Raw genomic sequence first — 15083 nt, forward strand, 5'->3', positions numbered from 1 at the left:
GCGCTACGCCGTGAACCCAGGCCCCCAATTCGCATCGGTGACGAACTCCAGGCAAGCATGCGCAGCGAGCGGACGGCTGAAGAAGTAGCCCTGGAATCGATCACAGCCCAGCGCCGAGAGACACTTCAGTTGACACTCGTTCTCGACGCCCTCGACCACCAGCGAAAGATTGAGCGTGCGGCTCAGGTCGGCCACGCTTTTGACGATGTGCTCATTAACGCTGCCGGGACTGACATCCGCCAGAGCGCGATCGATCTTCACCGTATCCAGCGGCAGCTCGCGCAGATAGTGCAGCGACGTATGCCCCATGCCGAAATCGTCCAACGCCACCTTGACGCCGACCTCGCGAAGCCGTCTCAAGTTATCGATCGCAATGACGTCCGGCAGCAGCATGGTGGACTCCGTGATCTCGAGTTCTAGCCACGAAGGCCGCAATTGCTCCCGCCGCAGGATGTCGAGCACCTTCCGATGAAACTCCCGATCCAGCAGTTGCCGCGGGGAGAGATTGACGGCCATCACGAAGTCGTCCGGCAGAACCTCTCGCCAAGCGTTTCTTTGGCGGCATGCAAGCGACAGAATCTGCAATCCGAGACGGTCGGTCTGGCCCGCATCGTCGGCAATCGCCACGACGACCGGCGGCGCCACCCGCCCCAGAAAAGGATGCTGCCAGCGCAGCAGCGCCTCGGCGCCGAAAACACGCCCGGTCCGGAAATCCACCTGCGGCTGGAACTCGAGGAAGATCTGTCCCTCCGTCTTGACGGCATCCTCGAGATCGCTCGCCAGCGCGACGGCCATCCGCCCCTCTTCGCCGGGGAGATCAAGACAACGTTTCGCTTTCAGCCCCGTCTCCGGCGACTCCGCGATGTGAAGCAGGGAGGCGAGCACTTCCTGGCCTCGCTTCCCCGCCAGATATTCGGCCATCAGGACAAACGGGACATACACCATCGTCCCTGCCACCAGGGCGAGCAACTGGACCAGCGTTCCGGAAAACGAGCCCGTGACCGCGTAGCCGCTATAAAGAACCGGTGTCGTCCACGCGATGCTGTAGCCCGGCTGCGGCATCAGGTGGACGACGATGGCCGCATAGGCGATGAGAATCTGCACGACCGGGGCCAATATGAACGGAATGGCATAAACCGGATTGAGCACCAGCGGCAATCCGAACAGCAAAGGCTCGTTCACGTTGAACAGCGCCGGCAGCATCATGAAGAGCGCCAGCTTCCGCCCGCGAACCGTGCGGCTGACCAGCAGCAGCGCGAGGATGAGGCTCAGCGTGCCGCCGGAGCCTCCCATGCGGGCGAATGCCGCGAAAAAGTCGTAGGTAAAGATGAACTGGAGATGGCCGCCGTTCACCACCGCAGCGATATTGGCGTTCGACGCCGGCACCAGCACGTGCTCCTGGACGGCGTATAGCGCGTTCGGTCCATGGATGCCGAAGAGCCACAGCACTTGACTCGCCGTCTCGTAGCCGACGCCGAACAGCGGACTCGTGGAGAACTTCGAGAACGGCGCGGCAAGCAGCGTGCTCAACGTCCCGATGAAATTCGACCCGCCCGCCGCAAACAGCGCCACCTTGAGCAAAGCGAAAAGCAGGATCGTCAGCATCCCGGCCGGCAACACCGTGAACACATCGCCGACCAGAGGATCGTTGCTGAGGTTGCGCAGCGGAACCCGCAAACAGCGGATGCCGCAGAGCTTCAAGAAAAGACAGCCGCCAAGCGAAGCGACCAGCAGCGCGCCAAGCATCCCCCGGCCGAGCGAGAGCGATGCGCTCAGCGTCCCTTCGCTATCCCCCGCGATCAGCGTAAAGAAGCAGGACACCACGACGATCGTGGCGACCGTGGGATTGACATGGCGATGACCGAGCCGCTGGTTATGAAGATTCGTCAGGGCGTCGGCGAAGCCATACAAGGCGACGAGCGCGCCAATACCGAAGGTGCCGGCGAGCAGGTTGTCGCAGAAGAAGTCCAGACGCGGGCCGAAGACCTTCATCAGCCACCGGTGCATGTCGACGCTTGACGGATAGCGCAGCAACAGCGCCAGCGCGCCGCTCATGATGAGCGGCAGGGGCAACGCAAGCCCGCGGCGAATGGCGATGAAATACGGCCTGCGGTCGATTCGCTCGATGATGGTTAAGAAACTGAGCCAGCGCGCAGGCTTTTTCGTCATTGTGGGGTCGACCCGGTTCGATACGACTTGAACGTTAACGGACCGGGCGCGAATTAACTAAAGAGCCGTTTGTGTAGGCATTCCCCGAAATTTGAGTCAGGAAAGGCTTTTAGGTCAGAACACCTCCCACGTTTCGGCAGCCGTGTCCCGCGATATCGCTGGCGCAGCGCCCGTCCCATCGTCGGATCGCTTCTCGACCGCTTTCGATTTTCCACCCCTTACCAACGCTTTTCTCGCAGGGCTTCGCGGCCCGCGGCCTTCACTTTGTCGAGGGTCATCTCGTCTTTGCGCCAGAGCTTGGCCGACTAGCCTTCCATTTTATTTATCGGTTCAAACCCGCAGACCAGAAGCCGCAAGCGCGGCATCCACCGGCGGAAGATAGCCCGCAAACCCCGCTTCCGTCAGCGCCACCCGCACGCGCTCCAGTTCGCGCCGCGCGGCTTCGTCGGCTTGCCCTTGCATGAAGCGCGCAAGAACGCGGCCGCGCGCCGCGAACAAATCGGCCCACGGCAGCGGTTCGTTGCGCGTGTAGTCCTCGAGCGCCGTCGCGTAGCGCAGCACGTTCTCCGCGTCGCCGATCGAGAGCATCGCTTCGATTGCTTCGCGGTAGAACCACAAGTGGTTGTGACCCACGGCCCCACGCCGCAACAGTTCCTCACCTTCGGCGAGGAGCGCGGCGCGCTCCGCGCCGTCCTCGACCGCGCGGCACAGCGTGCCGATGATCTTCGGCCCGACGAACTGGATGCCCACTTCGCGGCACATGGCGAGCGCATCGCGGAGTAAGCCGGCAGCCTCGCTGCGCCGCCCGGCGTCAAGCAGCACGCGCCCCCGCATCTCGATGCATTGCGCCTCGAAACGCCGCGCGCCAATCTGCCGGACCAGCCGCAATACCCGTTCGAGATGGCATTCGGCAGCCGGCGCATCGCACAACTCCACACAGGAGGTGACACCCAGCAACTCGCACAGCATCTGCGCGCGCGGTTGTCCGGCCAGCTCGGCCGCGCGCGCGGCGCCGACCGCATCCTCGCGCGCCTGCCGCACCTCGTTGAGATACATGCGGCTGAAGCCTTGCATCGGACGATTGGCGACCTCGATGCCGCCGAAGCCGTGCTCGCGGGCGAGCGCGACGCTGTGGCTGAAATGCTCGAAAGCCGTGCGCATGCGGCCTTGCGCATAGGCGGCGTCGCCGAGCCCGCCGAGCGCGCGCGCCTCCCCTTCGGGCGAGCCGAGACGCTGCGCGTAGGCGAGCCCGCGCTCGTGCTCGGCGCTGCACTCCTTGATCTTGCCGAGGGGGAAAAGAATGTTGCCGCGCAGATGATGCAGGCGCGCGAGCTCGGCCACCATCTCCTCGCGTTCCGCGAGCGCTTGAGCGGAGTCGAGCAGCGTCAGCGCCTCGGCAAGACCTTCGCTCACCCGCAAGCCTTCCGCGAGCCCGAGCTGGCAGCGGCAGCGGCTCATGTCGTCGGGAGCAGCGGCCAGCGCCGCCCGGTACGTCGCAATCGATGCAGCGGTGTCGCCCAGATCGCGCTGCAGCTCGCCGATGCAGCAGCTGAGCGCGTGACGGTCCGCATCCGTCTGCGCAATGTCGAGCCCTCGTCCGGCAAGGCGCAGCGCCGCCTCGATCAGATGCGCCTTGCGCTGCAGAGCGGCGGCGGCCAGATAGGCCTGCGGCGCGCGCTCGTCCTCCGCGCGGTCCAGGTGCTGCGCGTGGAGCGTCGGATCGCTCGCCGCGAACCAGTCGGCGGCGCGCCGATGCAGCTCGCGCCGGCGCACATGCAGCAGCGTCGAATACGCGCCCTCCTGGATCAGCGCGTGCGCGAACAGGAAGTCGTCGCCCTCCGGCAGCACTAGCGCGTTGGCGAGCAGTCCCTCGCAAGCGTAGTCCGGGTCGTCGACGAGTCGCCTCAGCAGCTCGAGCTCGAAACGCTGGCCGATCACCGCGGCCGCCTGGAACGCCTGCCGGTCGCGCGGCGTGAGGCGATCCATGCGCGCGAGCACGAGGCTCTGGATCGACGCGGGAACGGTCTTCGCGCTGCCTTCCTCCGCGTTGCGCAAGAGCTGTTCGAGAAACAGCGGATTGCCGCCCGCGCGCTCGATGCACGCGAGCGCGATGCGCTGGCTCGCGTCGATGAAGCTGCCGGCCAGGCTCAACGCCTCGTCCTTGCGCAGCGGGCCGAGATCGAACGTGGCGAACGGGATGTCGCGGCAGCGCGCCCGCCAGGCGGCATCGAGCGGATCGCCTTCCGCGCGCGAGGTCATGACGAGCAGGCCGGGGCCGTTGGCGATGCCCGCCGCGAAAGCGGCCAGATAGTCGAGCACCTGCGGATCGGCCCAATGCAGGTCTTCCACGACGATCATCGTCGCCGCGCGCCGGCAGGCGTCTTCAATCAAGCGCGCCGCGCACGCCTGCTTGCCGCGCGTGCGAACAGCGTGGCTCATCGCATCGTAAAGCGTGCGCCATTCGTCCGCTGGCGGCAGATCGAGCAAGTCGTGGAGAAACACGCGCTGCTCGGCCTTGACCATGCCGGCCTCGGCAACGCGCCCGGCGGCGCTTAGCCGCGCCTGGCCCGGCGCGCCGGGCGGCAGTCCGAGCAGGCTGCCGATCACCGCGCGCACGGGTCCCTGCCCTTTGCCCACGCCGAAATCGAGCACGAGGGCGCGATGGATCGAGAAGCCCTGCGCCTGGGCATGGCCGCGCATCTCGTCGACGAGACGCGTCTTGCCGATGCCCGCCTCCCCGCGGACGTAGACGATGTGCCCCAGCCGTTGCTCGAGACACGCGTGCACGATGCCCTGAAATTGCTCGAGCTCGGCGCGACGTCCGACGAAGCGGCTGCGGCTCGCCGCCGGCTCGCTCGCCATGCCGAGCAGGCGCCAGACGCGCACGGGCGCGTCGATGCCCTTGAGGCTGATGTCGCCGGCCAGCTCGCAGACCGCGCCCGCGCCGAGCACGCGCTGCACGTCGGCGGAGAGCAGGGTCTCGCCGGCGTGCGCCGTGGCCACGAGCCGAGCGGCGAGATTGACCGGATCGCCGTGCACCGTGTAGTCTCGCGCGCCGCCGCGGCCCAGCGCGCCCGCGACCACCTCGCCGCTCGCGATGCCGATGTGCGCCTGCAACTGCCGCGCAGTCTGCCCGCGCAGTTGCGCGAGCGCTTCGTGGATGTCGAGCGCGGCGCGGGCGGCGCGCAGCGTATCGGTCTCGTGGGCGCGCGGCGCGCCGAACAGGGCCATGACGGCGTCGCCGATGTGCTTGTCGATCGTGCCGCCGTAGGCGAGCACGATCTCGTCGACAAGCGCCGTATAGCGGCCGATCAGCGCGCGCAACTCCTCGGGATCGAGCGTGTGCGACAGCGCCGTGAACCCGCAGAGGTCGGCGAAGAGAATGGTGACTTGGCGCCGCTCGTCTTGCGGCGCATCGGCGGCGGAAGCGAGCGTTGGAGCAGGCGCCGCAGCGGCGTGCTCGGCGATGGCGGCGAGGATGCGCTTGCGGTGCCCGAGCGACTGCACGCCGAGCTCTTTCAAATCCGCATCGCTCAGCTTAGGCAGCATCGCCTCGTCGACGTCGTTCTCGGCGAACGTGCGCGCATATTGCTCGAGCCCCAATCCGCCCAGCCATTGTTCGATATTCATCGTATTCGCCTCTATGCGCAGCTGCCCGGCGAGCCGTGCGCCGCGAACCGAAAAAGCAGACGAAACGATTCCACGGCATTTGCTCGTCGAGCGTCGGTGCGCGGCCCCACGCTCCTTCTCGACCGAACCGGCGCTTACTTAGTGTAGGCGCTCACCCAGCACACCGTATGACGTTTGACAGTGCTCGAAACCGGGACGGATACTGACCGATGCATCCCGCGCGCCGCCGCATGTCATCGGGAGTCGCCGTGAAACCGGATACGACAGGCTCAGTCTCCGAGGCCGCTCCGAGCTCCCGCATCGAGGGCTTGCTCGGCGACATGACGGCAGGCGTCGTCTCGATGCTCGTCATGCTCTGCTACGCAATGAGCCTCGGCACGCTGATCTTCAGCGCGGACCTCGCGCGCTACGCCGTGCTCGGCGTGCCGACCGCGCTCGTGAGCTGCGTCGTGACCGCGCTCGTGATCGCGTTGACGAGCTCGATGCGCCTGAACATCGCCGGCCCCGACAGCAACGCCACGGCGTTTCTCGCGGGCGTCGCGGCAGGCGTGGCGAGCAGCGTGCGCGCCGACGGCGGTTCCCCGCAGACGATTCTCCTGACGGTCCTGATCGCCATCGCGGTCTGCTCGATCGTGACGGGCATCGTGCTTTACGCGCTGGGGTCCACGAAACGCAGCCGCTCGCTGCAGTTCCTGCCGTATCCGGTGGTGGGCGGCTTCCTGGCCGGCACGGGCTTCCTGCTGCTGGCCGGCGCGTTGCGCGTGCTGACGGGCGAGCCGCTCGCGTGGCGCACGCTCGCGCTGCTCGCGCACCTGCACTGGCTCGCGTGGGCGCCCGCATTGCTCGTGGGCGTGCTGGCCACGCTCCTGACCCGCACCTGGAAGCACGCGGCCGCCTTGCCGCTCGTGCTCGCGTTCGGGATCGCACTGTTCTACGGCCTGCTGCACGCAGCGGGCCTCTCGATCGACGGCGCGCGCAGCATGGGCCTGCTGCTGCCGCGCATGGCGCTGCACCTGCCGCAGCTTCCCGTGCTGCATGTGCCCGCGCCGTTCGCGCAGGCCCGCGTCGACTGGGCCGCCATCGGCGCGCACCTGCCCGAAACCCTGGTGGTCACGACGGCCTCGGCGGTCACGATCCTGATGAATTCGACCGCCATCGGCGCGGCGACGGGCCAGGACGTCGACCTCAATCGCGAGATGCGCGCGGCGGGCCTCGCCAATGTCGCGAGCGGACTGCTCGGCGGCACCGTCGGCTACCAATCGTTCAACCGCTCGATGCTCAACGCGCGCGCCGGCGCGACGAGCCGGGTCGCAGGCGTGTTCGCGGCGCTCGCGTGCCTGATCGTGCTCGCGGTCTCGCCGGATCTCGTCGCGTTGTTCCCGGTGCCGGTGCTGGTCGGGCTGCAGCTTTTCATGGGACTGCGCTTGCTGATGGAGTGGCTCGTCGGCGCGTATGCGAAGCTCGCCTGGTACGAGTATCTGCTGGTGCCCGCGATCCTCGTCGTCATCGCCGGGTATGGCGTGATCGCGGGCGTGGTGGCCGGCATCGTCGCCGCCTGCGTGACGTTCACGCTGCTCTATGGCCGCGTCAGCTGCATACGCATGGAGTTCGACGCCGCGACCCGCACCTCGGCCGTCGAACGCAGCATCGAGGAGACCCAGCAGCTTCGCCGGATCGGCACGCAGGTCTGCGGGATGTGCCTGCAAGGCTTTCTGTTCTTCGGCACGGCCAATTCGATCCTGCAGCGCATCCGCACGCGGCTCGCCGCGCGCGATGCGGCGCCGGTCCGCTACGTGGTGCTCGATTTCGCCGCGACCAACGGCATGGATGCTTCGGTGTCGATCAGCTTCGTCAAGCTCCGGCAGCTCTGCGCGAAGATGAACGCGGACCTCGTGCTGACGGCCCTGCCGCATCGCTCGCGCGATCTGCTCGTGAAGACCGGCACGCTCAAGCTGCGGATTCACGAGTTCGACACGCTCGATGCGGGGCTGGAATGGGTCGAGGAACAGTTGCTCGCGCCGACCGCGCGCGCGGCGGATCGTGAAGACAATTTCCATGCGGCGCTGGCGCCGCATTTCTCACCGAGCGCGCTCGACGCGCTGACCGCGCGGCTCGAAACGTGCGACCTGCAGGCAGGTCAGGCGTTGTTCAGGCGCGGCGAGCCCGGCGACGCGCTCTACCTCGTCGAGCGCGGACGCGTGGCGGTCTCGCTGCCGCTCGCGGGCGCCCGCTCGGTGCGGCTGCGTTCGTTCGGGCCCGGCACGGTCGTCGGCGAGATGGCCGTGTACACGCGGGAGCGGCGCAGCGCGGACGTGCACGCCGAAGCGCCCACGCGCGTGCGGCGCCTGTCGCTCGCGGCGCTCGCCGAGCTCGAGCGCGACAACCCCGAGGCCGCGCAGCAGTTCCATCGCTTTCTCGTCAAGGTCATCGCATCCAGGCTCGCCGTCGCCAATGAGGCGCTGCGCGCCGCTTATTGAGGCTAGGCACGTGTGCGTTCGACGACCCGACGATGGCGGCCCAGCTTTTCACCGCTTTCGACGCCCCAACGAGCAATCCGCGAGGTAATTAAGTCTAAGGGTGGTACCTATAGTAGGTTTCGTCGAAACCACCACGCACGGAATCTTTTGCCACGACAATGTCCGCTGATTCCATGGTCACCGGTGAGGGATCTTGACCAAAGTTCATATACCAAAATAATGGAGTCGAGCCGCGCGGCGGTATTTGCGTAAGTGGACGCACAGCCGTGACCGATGTACTGGCTAGATATGGAGACGTAAATCCACGCAAGTACGATGGCGTGATAACCGCCTGGATGCGATATGTGCCCTCCTTCAATTGGTCGCACGTTGGCTGAAAGATGACTTGCGTTGAGCCGCCGCTTACAACGCTGGTGGTATTGCTACCGTCCGGAGCAGTGACAGTATAGGTAGTGGAACCGTCATCCACCGATGCCGCAATTTCCATCGGCCCCTCTGGGTTGTAGTACCCGAATGAGCTTGCATTCGCAGCGGCAGACTTCATCAACCCAAGCGTTTGCGCTTCGAGCCCGAGTTGTTGGTTCAAATAGACGCCGACAAAAGCGTGGCCCAATTTGTCATAGCTGTAAGTCGCCGCGCCAGAATCGAAGTTGGCAGGCGCTGGCGCGAGCAGACCATATGTGGAGGCAAGCAAAACCGCCGCCTTTGCAATTACGCGGTCCTCCATGCTGGTGACGTACAAGCCCGTGTCCGGCGCGTTCGCCGGCGTTGCGACGTTGACGACTTGAATTTGCGGCGCGATCTCGTAGGCGCCCGGGTTATACGAGTTTGGAATTGCCAGCTGCGTTCGTTTATACAGTGCCTGAGCAAACATATTGCCCTCGGAGTGGGCGACGATAACCACCTTTTCTCCGAATGACGCGTCTACTGTCAATCGAGCGGTGATCCGCTCGAGCGTGGCCGCCGCTGCGGGATCCAAACCATTCAGCACCGTCGTAGCCACAGCGTCGCGTTCCACCTGCGCAACCGCGTCCAAGTCCGCACCGGCAAGTGTGTTGGGCACGGCCCCGATCAGCCTTAGCCCCTGTTCGATGAATTCCCATGCGGGTGCGCTATCGAGGTACTCGCCGAACTTCTGCGCGATCAGCTTGCGAAAGATGTCCAGGACCAACCCTTCAGACGGGTTATAGAGCGAATGAACAGGGCCATAGTGCGGCTGGCCGTATTGATCCATTCGAGCCCCGAGCTTTGTGGCCTCCGCTTGCTCCTCAAACTCATTCGGCGCCCCGACCCCATTGACGTAGTACACGATCGGCGACGTGGTGCACACCGCGAAGGGGCCGGAGGTGAGCACGGCCGAACTAGCGAAAACTGATCGAACGAAGCCGCTGAATAGGATCGCAATCGCCAGGACCGATACGGCGACGCGACGTCCAAGTGCTCGAGTCATTGAGCCGCCCTAGCAGGCGCGCAGGCCGACGGATCCGCGTCGAGCACGGTGACATTGGTCGCGTGAGCAATAAATTGCCGCCGTGCCGCGAGACGTGCATCGGTGTTGAACGTCCGTGCATACACCGCGTTGATAGCCTCAAACAGTTCTCGCTCGTGCTCCTCGCTTACATTCACCGCGGCGCACGTTCCGGCCTGCCCCTCGGCAATCACGAAGCTACTCGTATCGGCAATGCTAAGCGTCGAGCTACGAATGCTGGTCTGCAAGACGCGTGCCGCCGATTCCGCAGCTGCCTTCACCGCCGGCACCGCGGAGTACTTATCGTCGATCAACTGTTGAACATCGTCGCGATAGCCACGGCTGGCTGAGTCAATACCCTCCACCGTCGCCGCGTTTCCTGCGGGGGTATAGGTCCCGGATGCACTGGAGGTAGAGCCGCTATTGGACGTAGAACCGCTGCTGGCCGACTGAGTGGAGGCGGAACTGCTGCCGCCGCAAGCCGCGAGCGAGCACGTAAACACAAATGCCACAGCCCCTCTGGCTAGACTGTTCCTTTTCATATTTGTTTTCCTCGATACATGAGTCCTGTCCGCCACCGTTTGCAGACAGAGCTTTATTTGACGTTTATTGGCGTGTGTATTCTTGGCCGATCACGCCCAGTTGCCCCTCGATCAGGTTCGGATTGGTGCTGATGACCTGATTGACAGTGGCCCGGGCGTTAATGCCGGTGCCATTCAGCGTCGTGCCGGTGGCGCCGAAGTTGAATGAGCGATGAGGGTTCTGCGATACGCCAGGAACGGTCGGCGAGATATTGACGGATGCCGGCCATGGACACAGCCGCCAGCCAAACAGCAACGAATTGCGTGGTGCCCAATACCCCGTAGTATGGACGCCGCCCTCGATACCGGTTTGTCATTTGTTCTACCCGGCGCCGGTTGCGCTGCGGGTCCTCGATTGGTCTTGTTGATTTGGGCGAATGCCTACGCACTCGCGCTTTATTATGATGTTTTCGACACCAATCGAAGATTCTTTAGAGTTTCAATCGAAATTCTTTCAATTACCTGCGAACTAGTCGGCTCAATGATTGACGCGAGAAATCTGAAAGACTTCCGCAAATCGGGACTCCGCCGTGGCCGACCGGGCAACCCCGGTCGCCTTGTCATCCGACATCAAACGTCTTCCCCTCTACGCCGGATTACGGCCGGCAAAACACGTTCCCATGTTTAAACAAAATCATTCCAAAGGCTAGCCTGTAATTAGTGTGAACAGACCCTAGACGCGCTTCGGAATATCGAGCCCCTTCGCCACTGCCGGCCGGTCGAGGAACGCGGCGAGCGCGCGCCGCACCTGCGGAAAATCCGCGAAGCCCACGAGATCGCCCGCCTCGTAGAAGCCGACCAGGTTGCGCACCCACGGGAACGTGGCGATATCGGCGATCGTGTAGTCGTCGCCCATGATCCAGCGGCGCCCGCCAAGCCGCCCTTCGAGCACGCCGAGAAGCCGCCGAGACTCGGCGATGTAGCGGTCGCGCGGACGCTTGTCCTCGTACTCCTTGCCCGCGAACTTGTGGAAGAAGCCGACCTGGCCGAACATCGGGCCGATGCCGCCCATCTGGAACATCAGCCACTGGATCGTTTCGTAGCGGCCGGTGGCGTCCTGCGGAATCAGCTGCCCGCTCTTGTCGGCGAGATAGATCAGGATCGCGCCCGATTCGAACAGGGCGAGCGGCTTTCCATCGGGACCGACGGGATCGAGAATCGCCGGGATCTTGTTGTTCGGATTGAGCGAGAGAAATTCCGGCGACATCTGATCGTTGGTGTCGAAGCGCACGAGATGCGGCTCGTATTGCAGCCCGGTCTCTTCGAGCATGATCGAAATCTTGACGCCGTTCGGCGTCGGCAGCGAGTAGAGCTGGATGCGTTCAGGATGCTGCGCGGGCCATTTGGCGGTGATCGGGAAGTCGGCGAGGTTGCTCATGCGTGGTCCTGGAGTTCTGTGGCGGATAGCGGCGGCATGCGATTGCGTTTCGAAGTCCGCGCAAGATTCGCGCCGGATGAAACGCACCGCGAAATTCTACCCGCGCTGAGTTTGGCTTGCTTTCGGCTGCCCCAGGTGATCCATCGGTCATCTGCTATCATTCGCCCTTGCATCAAGAGTCGGATGATTCCGACGCCAACCTGCCTTCCCGGGCAAGGTGGACGCCTCAGGGCGATGCGGCCGATTGACGGCAACGAAGCGGGAGCGGCATAGACAGCTGGCACCGGTTCGAACATCCTTACTTTCCGGAGCTTCTATGCACCAGCATGCATCCTCACAACCCGCAGCGGACCACGTAGAGAATTGGTCGCAACATCTGCCGGGTTTTCAGCTGACTCACACACTTCAACTCGTCTCCGTCGCAAGCCTCGACGTCGTGTCGCGCGTCGCAGCGCATCTCGAAGAGCAGCAAGCGTCCGTCAATCATTTCGCGGTGCGGCGAAGCGGCGACGTCCTGGATCAGACGATCGTTCTGGAAGGTATTGGCGAGCGGCGAGCCAGGGCGCTGCGCGAGCAACTCTTGATACTCGATGGCGTGTTGCGCATTCGACTGGAACACCGGTTTGGCCGATCAGGCTGATTCGACGGGGAAGCAGACAGCGGTTCCCGCTTCCCCCGCGCGAGTTGCGTAGACGCCTCAGCCGGCCCATTGCCGCAATTGCTGCACGCTCTCGCGCAACTCGCGCTCCAATTGCGCAACCAGTTCCGCAGCCGGCATCGACCGCGCCAGCGCCGCCGCCTGCCCAGCCCATTGCGCGCCGTAGCCGAACTCGCCCTTCGCCTTCGCCGCCGCATGCAGCGCCTTGCCCGCGTCGTAGGTGATCGGGTACTCGGGCGGCTTCGGCGCGTTCGCATCGCTGCCCAGCTCGGTGAACGTGTTCACCATGCTTCGAGCGAGGCGCCCGGAAATCGCCGCGGTGAACGTCGTGCGGCGCGCCGCATCGCCAAGCAGCGCACGGCGGTAGCCTTCGTCGATCGACGATTCCGGGCAGGCCACGAAGGCCGTGCCGAGCTGCGCGGCCTGTGCGCCGAGCGCCAGCGCCGCCGCGATGCCCGCGCCATCCATGATGCCGCCCGACGCAATGACGGGCAGGTCGAACGCCTCCACCAGAAGGCGCGTCAGTGCGAACGTGCCCAAGCGGTCGTCGAAGCCATCGGGGTTGAATACGCCTCGATGGCCGCCCGCCTCGATCCCTTGCGCCACGATGGCGTCCACGCCGGCCGCGGCGACCTGCGCGGCCTCGTCGAGATTGGTCGCCGAAGCCAGCAGCTTGATGCCCGCGTTCTTCAGATCGGCAATCACTTCCGCAGCCGGCAAGCCGAAGTGGAAGCTGACCACCGCCGGCTTCTCTTCGAGAAACACCTCGACCATCTCCGGGTACGCCAGAAAGCTCGTGTAGATCTCCGATAGCGACGCGGGCGGCGTCGCGCCGTACCGCTCGAAATGCGGCGCGAGCCACTTCAGCCAGCCGCTCTCCATGTCCGGGTCCGCCATCGCGGGGCTGTGGCAGAAGACGTTGACGTTGAAGGGCTTCGCCGTCAGCGCCCGCGTTTCCCTGATGGCTTGGCGCGCGCCGTCGGCATTCATCGCGCCTACGGCCAGCGAGCCGAGCCCCCCCGCGTTGGATACCGCGGCGACAAGCGCCGGCGGGGCGACGCCGGCCATCGGCGCCTGGATGATCGGCTTGTCGATGCCCAGCAAATGCAGCAGGGATCGATGGTCTTTGGGGTGAGCCATGTCGCTGTCCTCTTCAAATAAGGTTGAGCCGCAAGCGGGCTGCCGACGGGCTGGCTATGCCGCCAGCTTCATCATCAGGAAGTCCACGAAACAGCGCACGCGCGACGACAGGTGCCGCGCGTGCGGATAAAGCAGATAGAACGGCCGCGAGCAGCCGCCGTAGCGCGCGAGCGCGACCTCGAGCGCGCCGTTCGCTATGTCCTGCTCGACGATGAACCGGTAGGTCTGGAAGACGCCCGCGCCGTTGCGCGCGAGCGTCACGCCGGCCAGCGCGTCGCCCGACGAACCGTAGCCGCCGCGCGTGCTGATCTCGACGGTCTCGCCGTCCTGCTGGAACACCCAGGGCAAATTGCGGCCGGTGCTCGGCAGCTCGAACTGGATGCAATCGTGATGCGCAAGATCGTCCGGCGTATTCAGCTTGCCGGCTCGCCGCAGATACTCGGGCGCGGCCACCACGACGATCTCCGCATCCTCGAGCTTGCGGGCGATCAAGGCGGAGTCGCGCGGCGCGCGTCCTCGGATCGCGAGGTCGAAGCCCTCTTCCGCGAAGTCGATGTTGCGGTTGCTCAAGTGCGTTTCGACCGTGACGTCGGGATAGTTCGCGCGAAACTCCGCAAGAATCGGCAGGACGCGATAGTGGCCGTACGGCGTCGGCATGCTGATGCGCAGCTGGCCGGCGGGCGTGGTCTGCTGACCGGTCGCTTCGCGCTCGGCGTCCGCGAGCTGGTTCAATGCCTGCCGGCATTGCTCGAAGTAGCGCTTGCCCAATTCGGTGAGCCGGATCTGCCGCGTCGTGCGCACGAACAGCCGCGCACCGAGACGCGTCTCGAGACGCGCCACCGCACGGCTCACCGCAGCCGGCGTGACGCTGGCCGAGTTCGCCGCGAGCGTGAAGCTCTGCAGCTCCGCCGCGAGGCAAAACAGCTCGATGCTGCCAAGAACGAGATCTTCGAATTGACGCTGCATGGTTTGGGCTCGCCGTCTGGTTCATGGTTCACACGGCGCGAACCCGGATCTCGACGGATCGAAGCAGCGCCTCGTACGCACCGCTACTGTACGCCGAGCGCGTGACGAGACAGGTATCGGCCTTGGCGATTTCCTGGGCGCGGACATTCTCCGGCGCACATTGCAGATCCAACACCGGCTTGGGGCACAGCGCGAAACACGTCCCCGCGGCGACGCAAGCCAGCATCGTGTGATAGGAGGCCAGCTCCATCACCTGCCAGCGCGACTGCATTTCAGCACCAGCCGAGGTTCGATTTGGCCCGCTTCGGCGACGAAAGCGCAGTCCACGCGTTGCGCCATCACGTCTTCGACGAGCGAGCAGGACGTGCCGATGGAAATCTCGAGTTCGACCTGCGGCCAGCGGCTGTGGTAGGACGCAAGCAACGCGGGCAGGCGCGTCGCAGCGGTGCTTTCCAGGGCTCCGATGCGCAGGCGGCCCACGTTCATCGCTTTGCGCTGCAGCAGCGCAAGACGATCCCGGCGATGAATAGTCCATATGGCTCCCGTCAACTTCTTGACGAGATTGTTCTTGTTTCGCCGACGAGCGGCAACGGACCTTCGGGAAAAACACTCTTGA

Annotated in this window: 12 protein-coding genes, 1 pseudogene and 1 riboswitch; of the genes and pseudogenes, 1 reads left to right on the plus strand and 12 read right to left on the minus strand. The window is 64.9% G+C overall.

Going from position 1 to position 15083, the window contains the following annotated elements; genetic code table 11:
• Positions 1-3 precede the first annotated feature (3 nt).
• Complete coding sequence (locus FAZ69_RS13630) at positions 4-2169, minus strand: PTS sugar transporter subunit IIC/EAL domain-containing protein (RefSeq protein WP_136895263.1); 2166 nt, start codon at positions 2167-2169, stop codon at positions 4-6.
• Between the two features lie 330 nt (positions 2170-2499).
• A complete protein-coding gene (locus FAZ69_RS13635; RefSeq protein WP_136895265.1) occupies positions 2500-5799 on the minus strand; it encodes an adenylate/guanylate cyclase domain-containing protein in 3300 nt (1099 codons plus the stop codon).
• A gap of 248 nt (positions 5800-6047) precedes the next feature.
• On the opposite strand from FAZ69_RS13635, the gene FAZ69_RS13640 reads away from it, so the two are divergent.
• On the plus strand, positions 6048-8276 hold the full coding sequence (locus FAZ69_RS13640) for a SulP family inorganic anion transporter (RefSeq protein ID WP_136895267.1): 2229 nt from the start codon (positions 6048-6050) through the stop codon (positions 8274-8276).
• 5 nt (positions 8277-8281) lie between these two features.
• On the opposite strand, the pseudogene FAZ69_RS34565 reads toward FAZ69_RS13640, so the two are convergent.
• The 10 genes and pseudogenes from FAZ69_RS34565 to FAZ69_RS13685 all read right to left on the minus strand — a co-directional run.
• Positions 8282-8365 (minus strand): annotated as a pseudogene (locus tag FAZ69_RS34565) (IS5/IS1182 family transposase); the annotation flags it as partial.
• Positions 8366-8370: 5 nt separating this feature from the next.
• On the minus strand, positions 8371-9726 hold the full coding sequence (locus FAZ69_RS13645; RefSeq protein WP_136895269.1) for a hypothetical protein: 1356 nt from the start codon (positions 9724-9726) through the stop codon (positions 8371-8373).
• Entirely contained in the window at positions 9723-10109 is a 387-nt protein-coding gene (locus FAZ69_RS13650; RefSeq protein WP_136895271.1) for a hypothetical protein, read from the minus strand. The genes FAZ69_RS13645 and FAZ69_RS13650 overlap by 4 nt, the downstream gene beginning before the upstream one ends.
• Positions 10110-10350: 241 nt before the next feature.
• Positions 10351-10581, minus strand: coding sequence for a hypothetical protein (locus FAZ69_RS13655; protein ID WP_240702220.1), 231 nt, complete (start codon positions 10579-10581; stop codon positions 10351-10353).
• Positions 10582-10998: 417 nt separating this feature from the next.
• Complete coding sequence (locus tag FAZ69_RS13660; RefSeq protein WP_136895275.1) at positions 10999-11703, minus strand: glutathione S-transferase C-terminal domain-containing protein; 705 nt, start codon at positions 11701-11703, stop codon at positions 10999-11001.
• A 164-nt stretch (positions 11704-11867) separates the two neighbouring features.
• Positions 11868-11971, plus strand: a riboswitch (SAM-I-IV-variant riboswitch).
• Between the two features lie 66 nt (positions 11972-12037).
• Positions 12038-12322 (minus strand): hypothetical protein, encoded by a 285-nt coding sequence (locus FAZ69_RS13665; RefSeq protein ID WP_136895277.1) that lies wholly within the window; start codon positions 12320-12322, stop codon positions 12038-12040.
• A gap of 78 nt (positions 12323-12400) precedes the next feature.
• Positions 12401-13501 (minus strand): NAD(P)H-dependent flavin oxidoreductase, encoded by a 1101-nt coding sequence (locus tag FAZ69_RS13670; protein WP_136895279.1) that lies wholly within the window; start codon positions 13499-13501, stop codon positions 12401-12403.
• Between the two features lie 54 nt (positions 13502-13555).
• Positions 13556-14467 (minus strand): LysR family transcriptional regulator, encoded by a 912-nt coding sequence (locus FAZ69_RS13675; RefSeq protein WP_136895281.1) that lies wholly within the window; start codon positions 14465-14467, stop codon positions 13556-13558.
• A gap of 28 nt (positions 14468-14495) precedes the next feature.
• Positions 14496-14738 carry a type 2 periplasmic-binding domain-containing protein gene (locus FAZ69_RS13680; RefSeq protein WP_136895283.1) on the minus strand — a complete coding sequence of 81 codons (243 nt, stop codon included), beginning with the start codon at positions 14736-14738 and terminating at the stop codon, positions 14496-14498.
• On the minus strand, positions 14717-14953 hold the full coding sequence (locus tag FAZ69_RS13685; RefSeq protein ID WP_169708634.1) for a LysR substrate-binding domain-containing protein: 237 nt from the start codon (positions 14951-14953) through the stop codon (positions 14717-14719). Before FAZ69_RS13685 ends, FAZ69_RS13680 begins: the two co-directional genes overlap by 22 nt.
• Positions 14954-15083: the final 130 nt, after the last annotated feature.

This window comes from Trinickia terrae (assembly GCF_005144415.1).
In the GTDB taxonomy this organism is placed as follows: domain Bacteria; phylum Pseudomonadota; class Gammaproteobacteria; order Burkholderiales; family Burkholderiaceae; genus Trinickia_A; species Trinickia_A terrae.

Bases quoted from the DNA above. Each gene is read 5' to 3' on its own strand.
- FAZ69_RS13630 (WP_136895263.1), bottom strand. From the start codon at position 2,169: ATGACGAAAAAGCCTGCGCGCTGGCTCAGTTTCTTAACCATCATCGAG.
- FAZ69_RS13635 (WP_136895265.1), bottom strand. From the start codon at position 5,799: ATGAATATCGAACAATGGCTGGGCGGATTGGGGCTCGAGCAATATGCG.
- FAZ69_RS13645 (WP_136895269.1), bottom strand. From the start codon at position 9,726: ATGACTCGAGCACTTGGACGTCGCGTCGCCGTATCGGTCCTGGCGATT.
- FAZ69_RS13660 (WP_136895275.1), bottom strand. From the start codon at position 11,703: ATGAGCAACCTCGCCGACTTCCCGATCACCGCCAAATGGCCCGCGCAG.
- FAZ69_RS13670 (WP_136895279.1), bottom strand. From the start codon at position 13,501: ATGGCTCACCCCAAAGACCATCGATCCCTGCTGCATTTGCTGGGCATC.
- FAZ69_RS13675 (WP_136895281.1), bottom strand. From the start codon at position 14,467: ATGCAGCGTCAATTCGAAGATCTCGTTCTTGGCAGCATCGAGCTGTTT.
- FAZ69_RS13680 (WP_136895283.1), bottom strand. From the start codon at position 14,738: ATGCAGTCGCGCTGGCAGGTGATGGAGCTGGCCTCCTATCACACGATG.
- FAZ69_RS13685 (WP_169708634.1), bottom strand. From the start codon at position 14,953: ATGAACGTGGGCCGCCTGCGCATCGGAGCCCTGGAAAGCACCGCTGCG.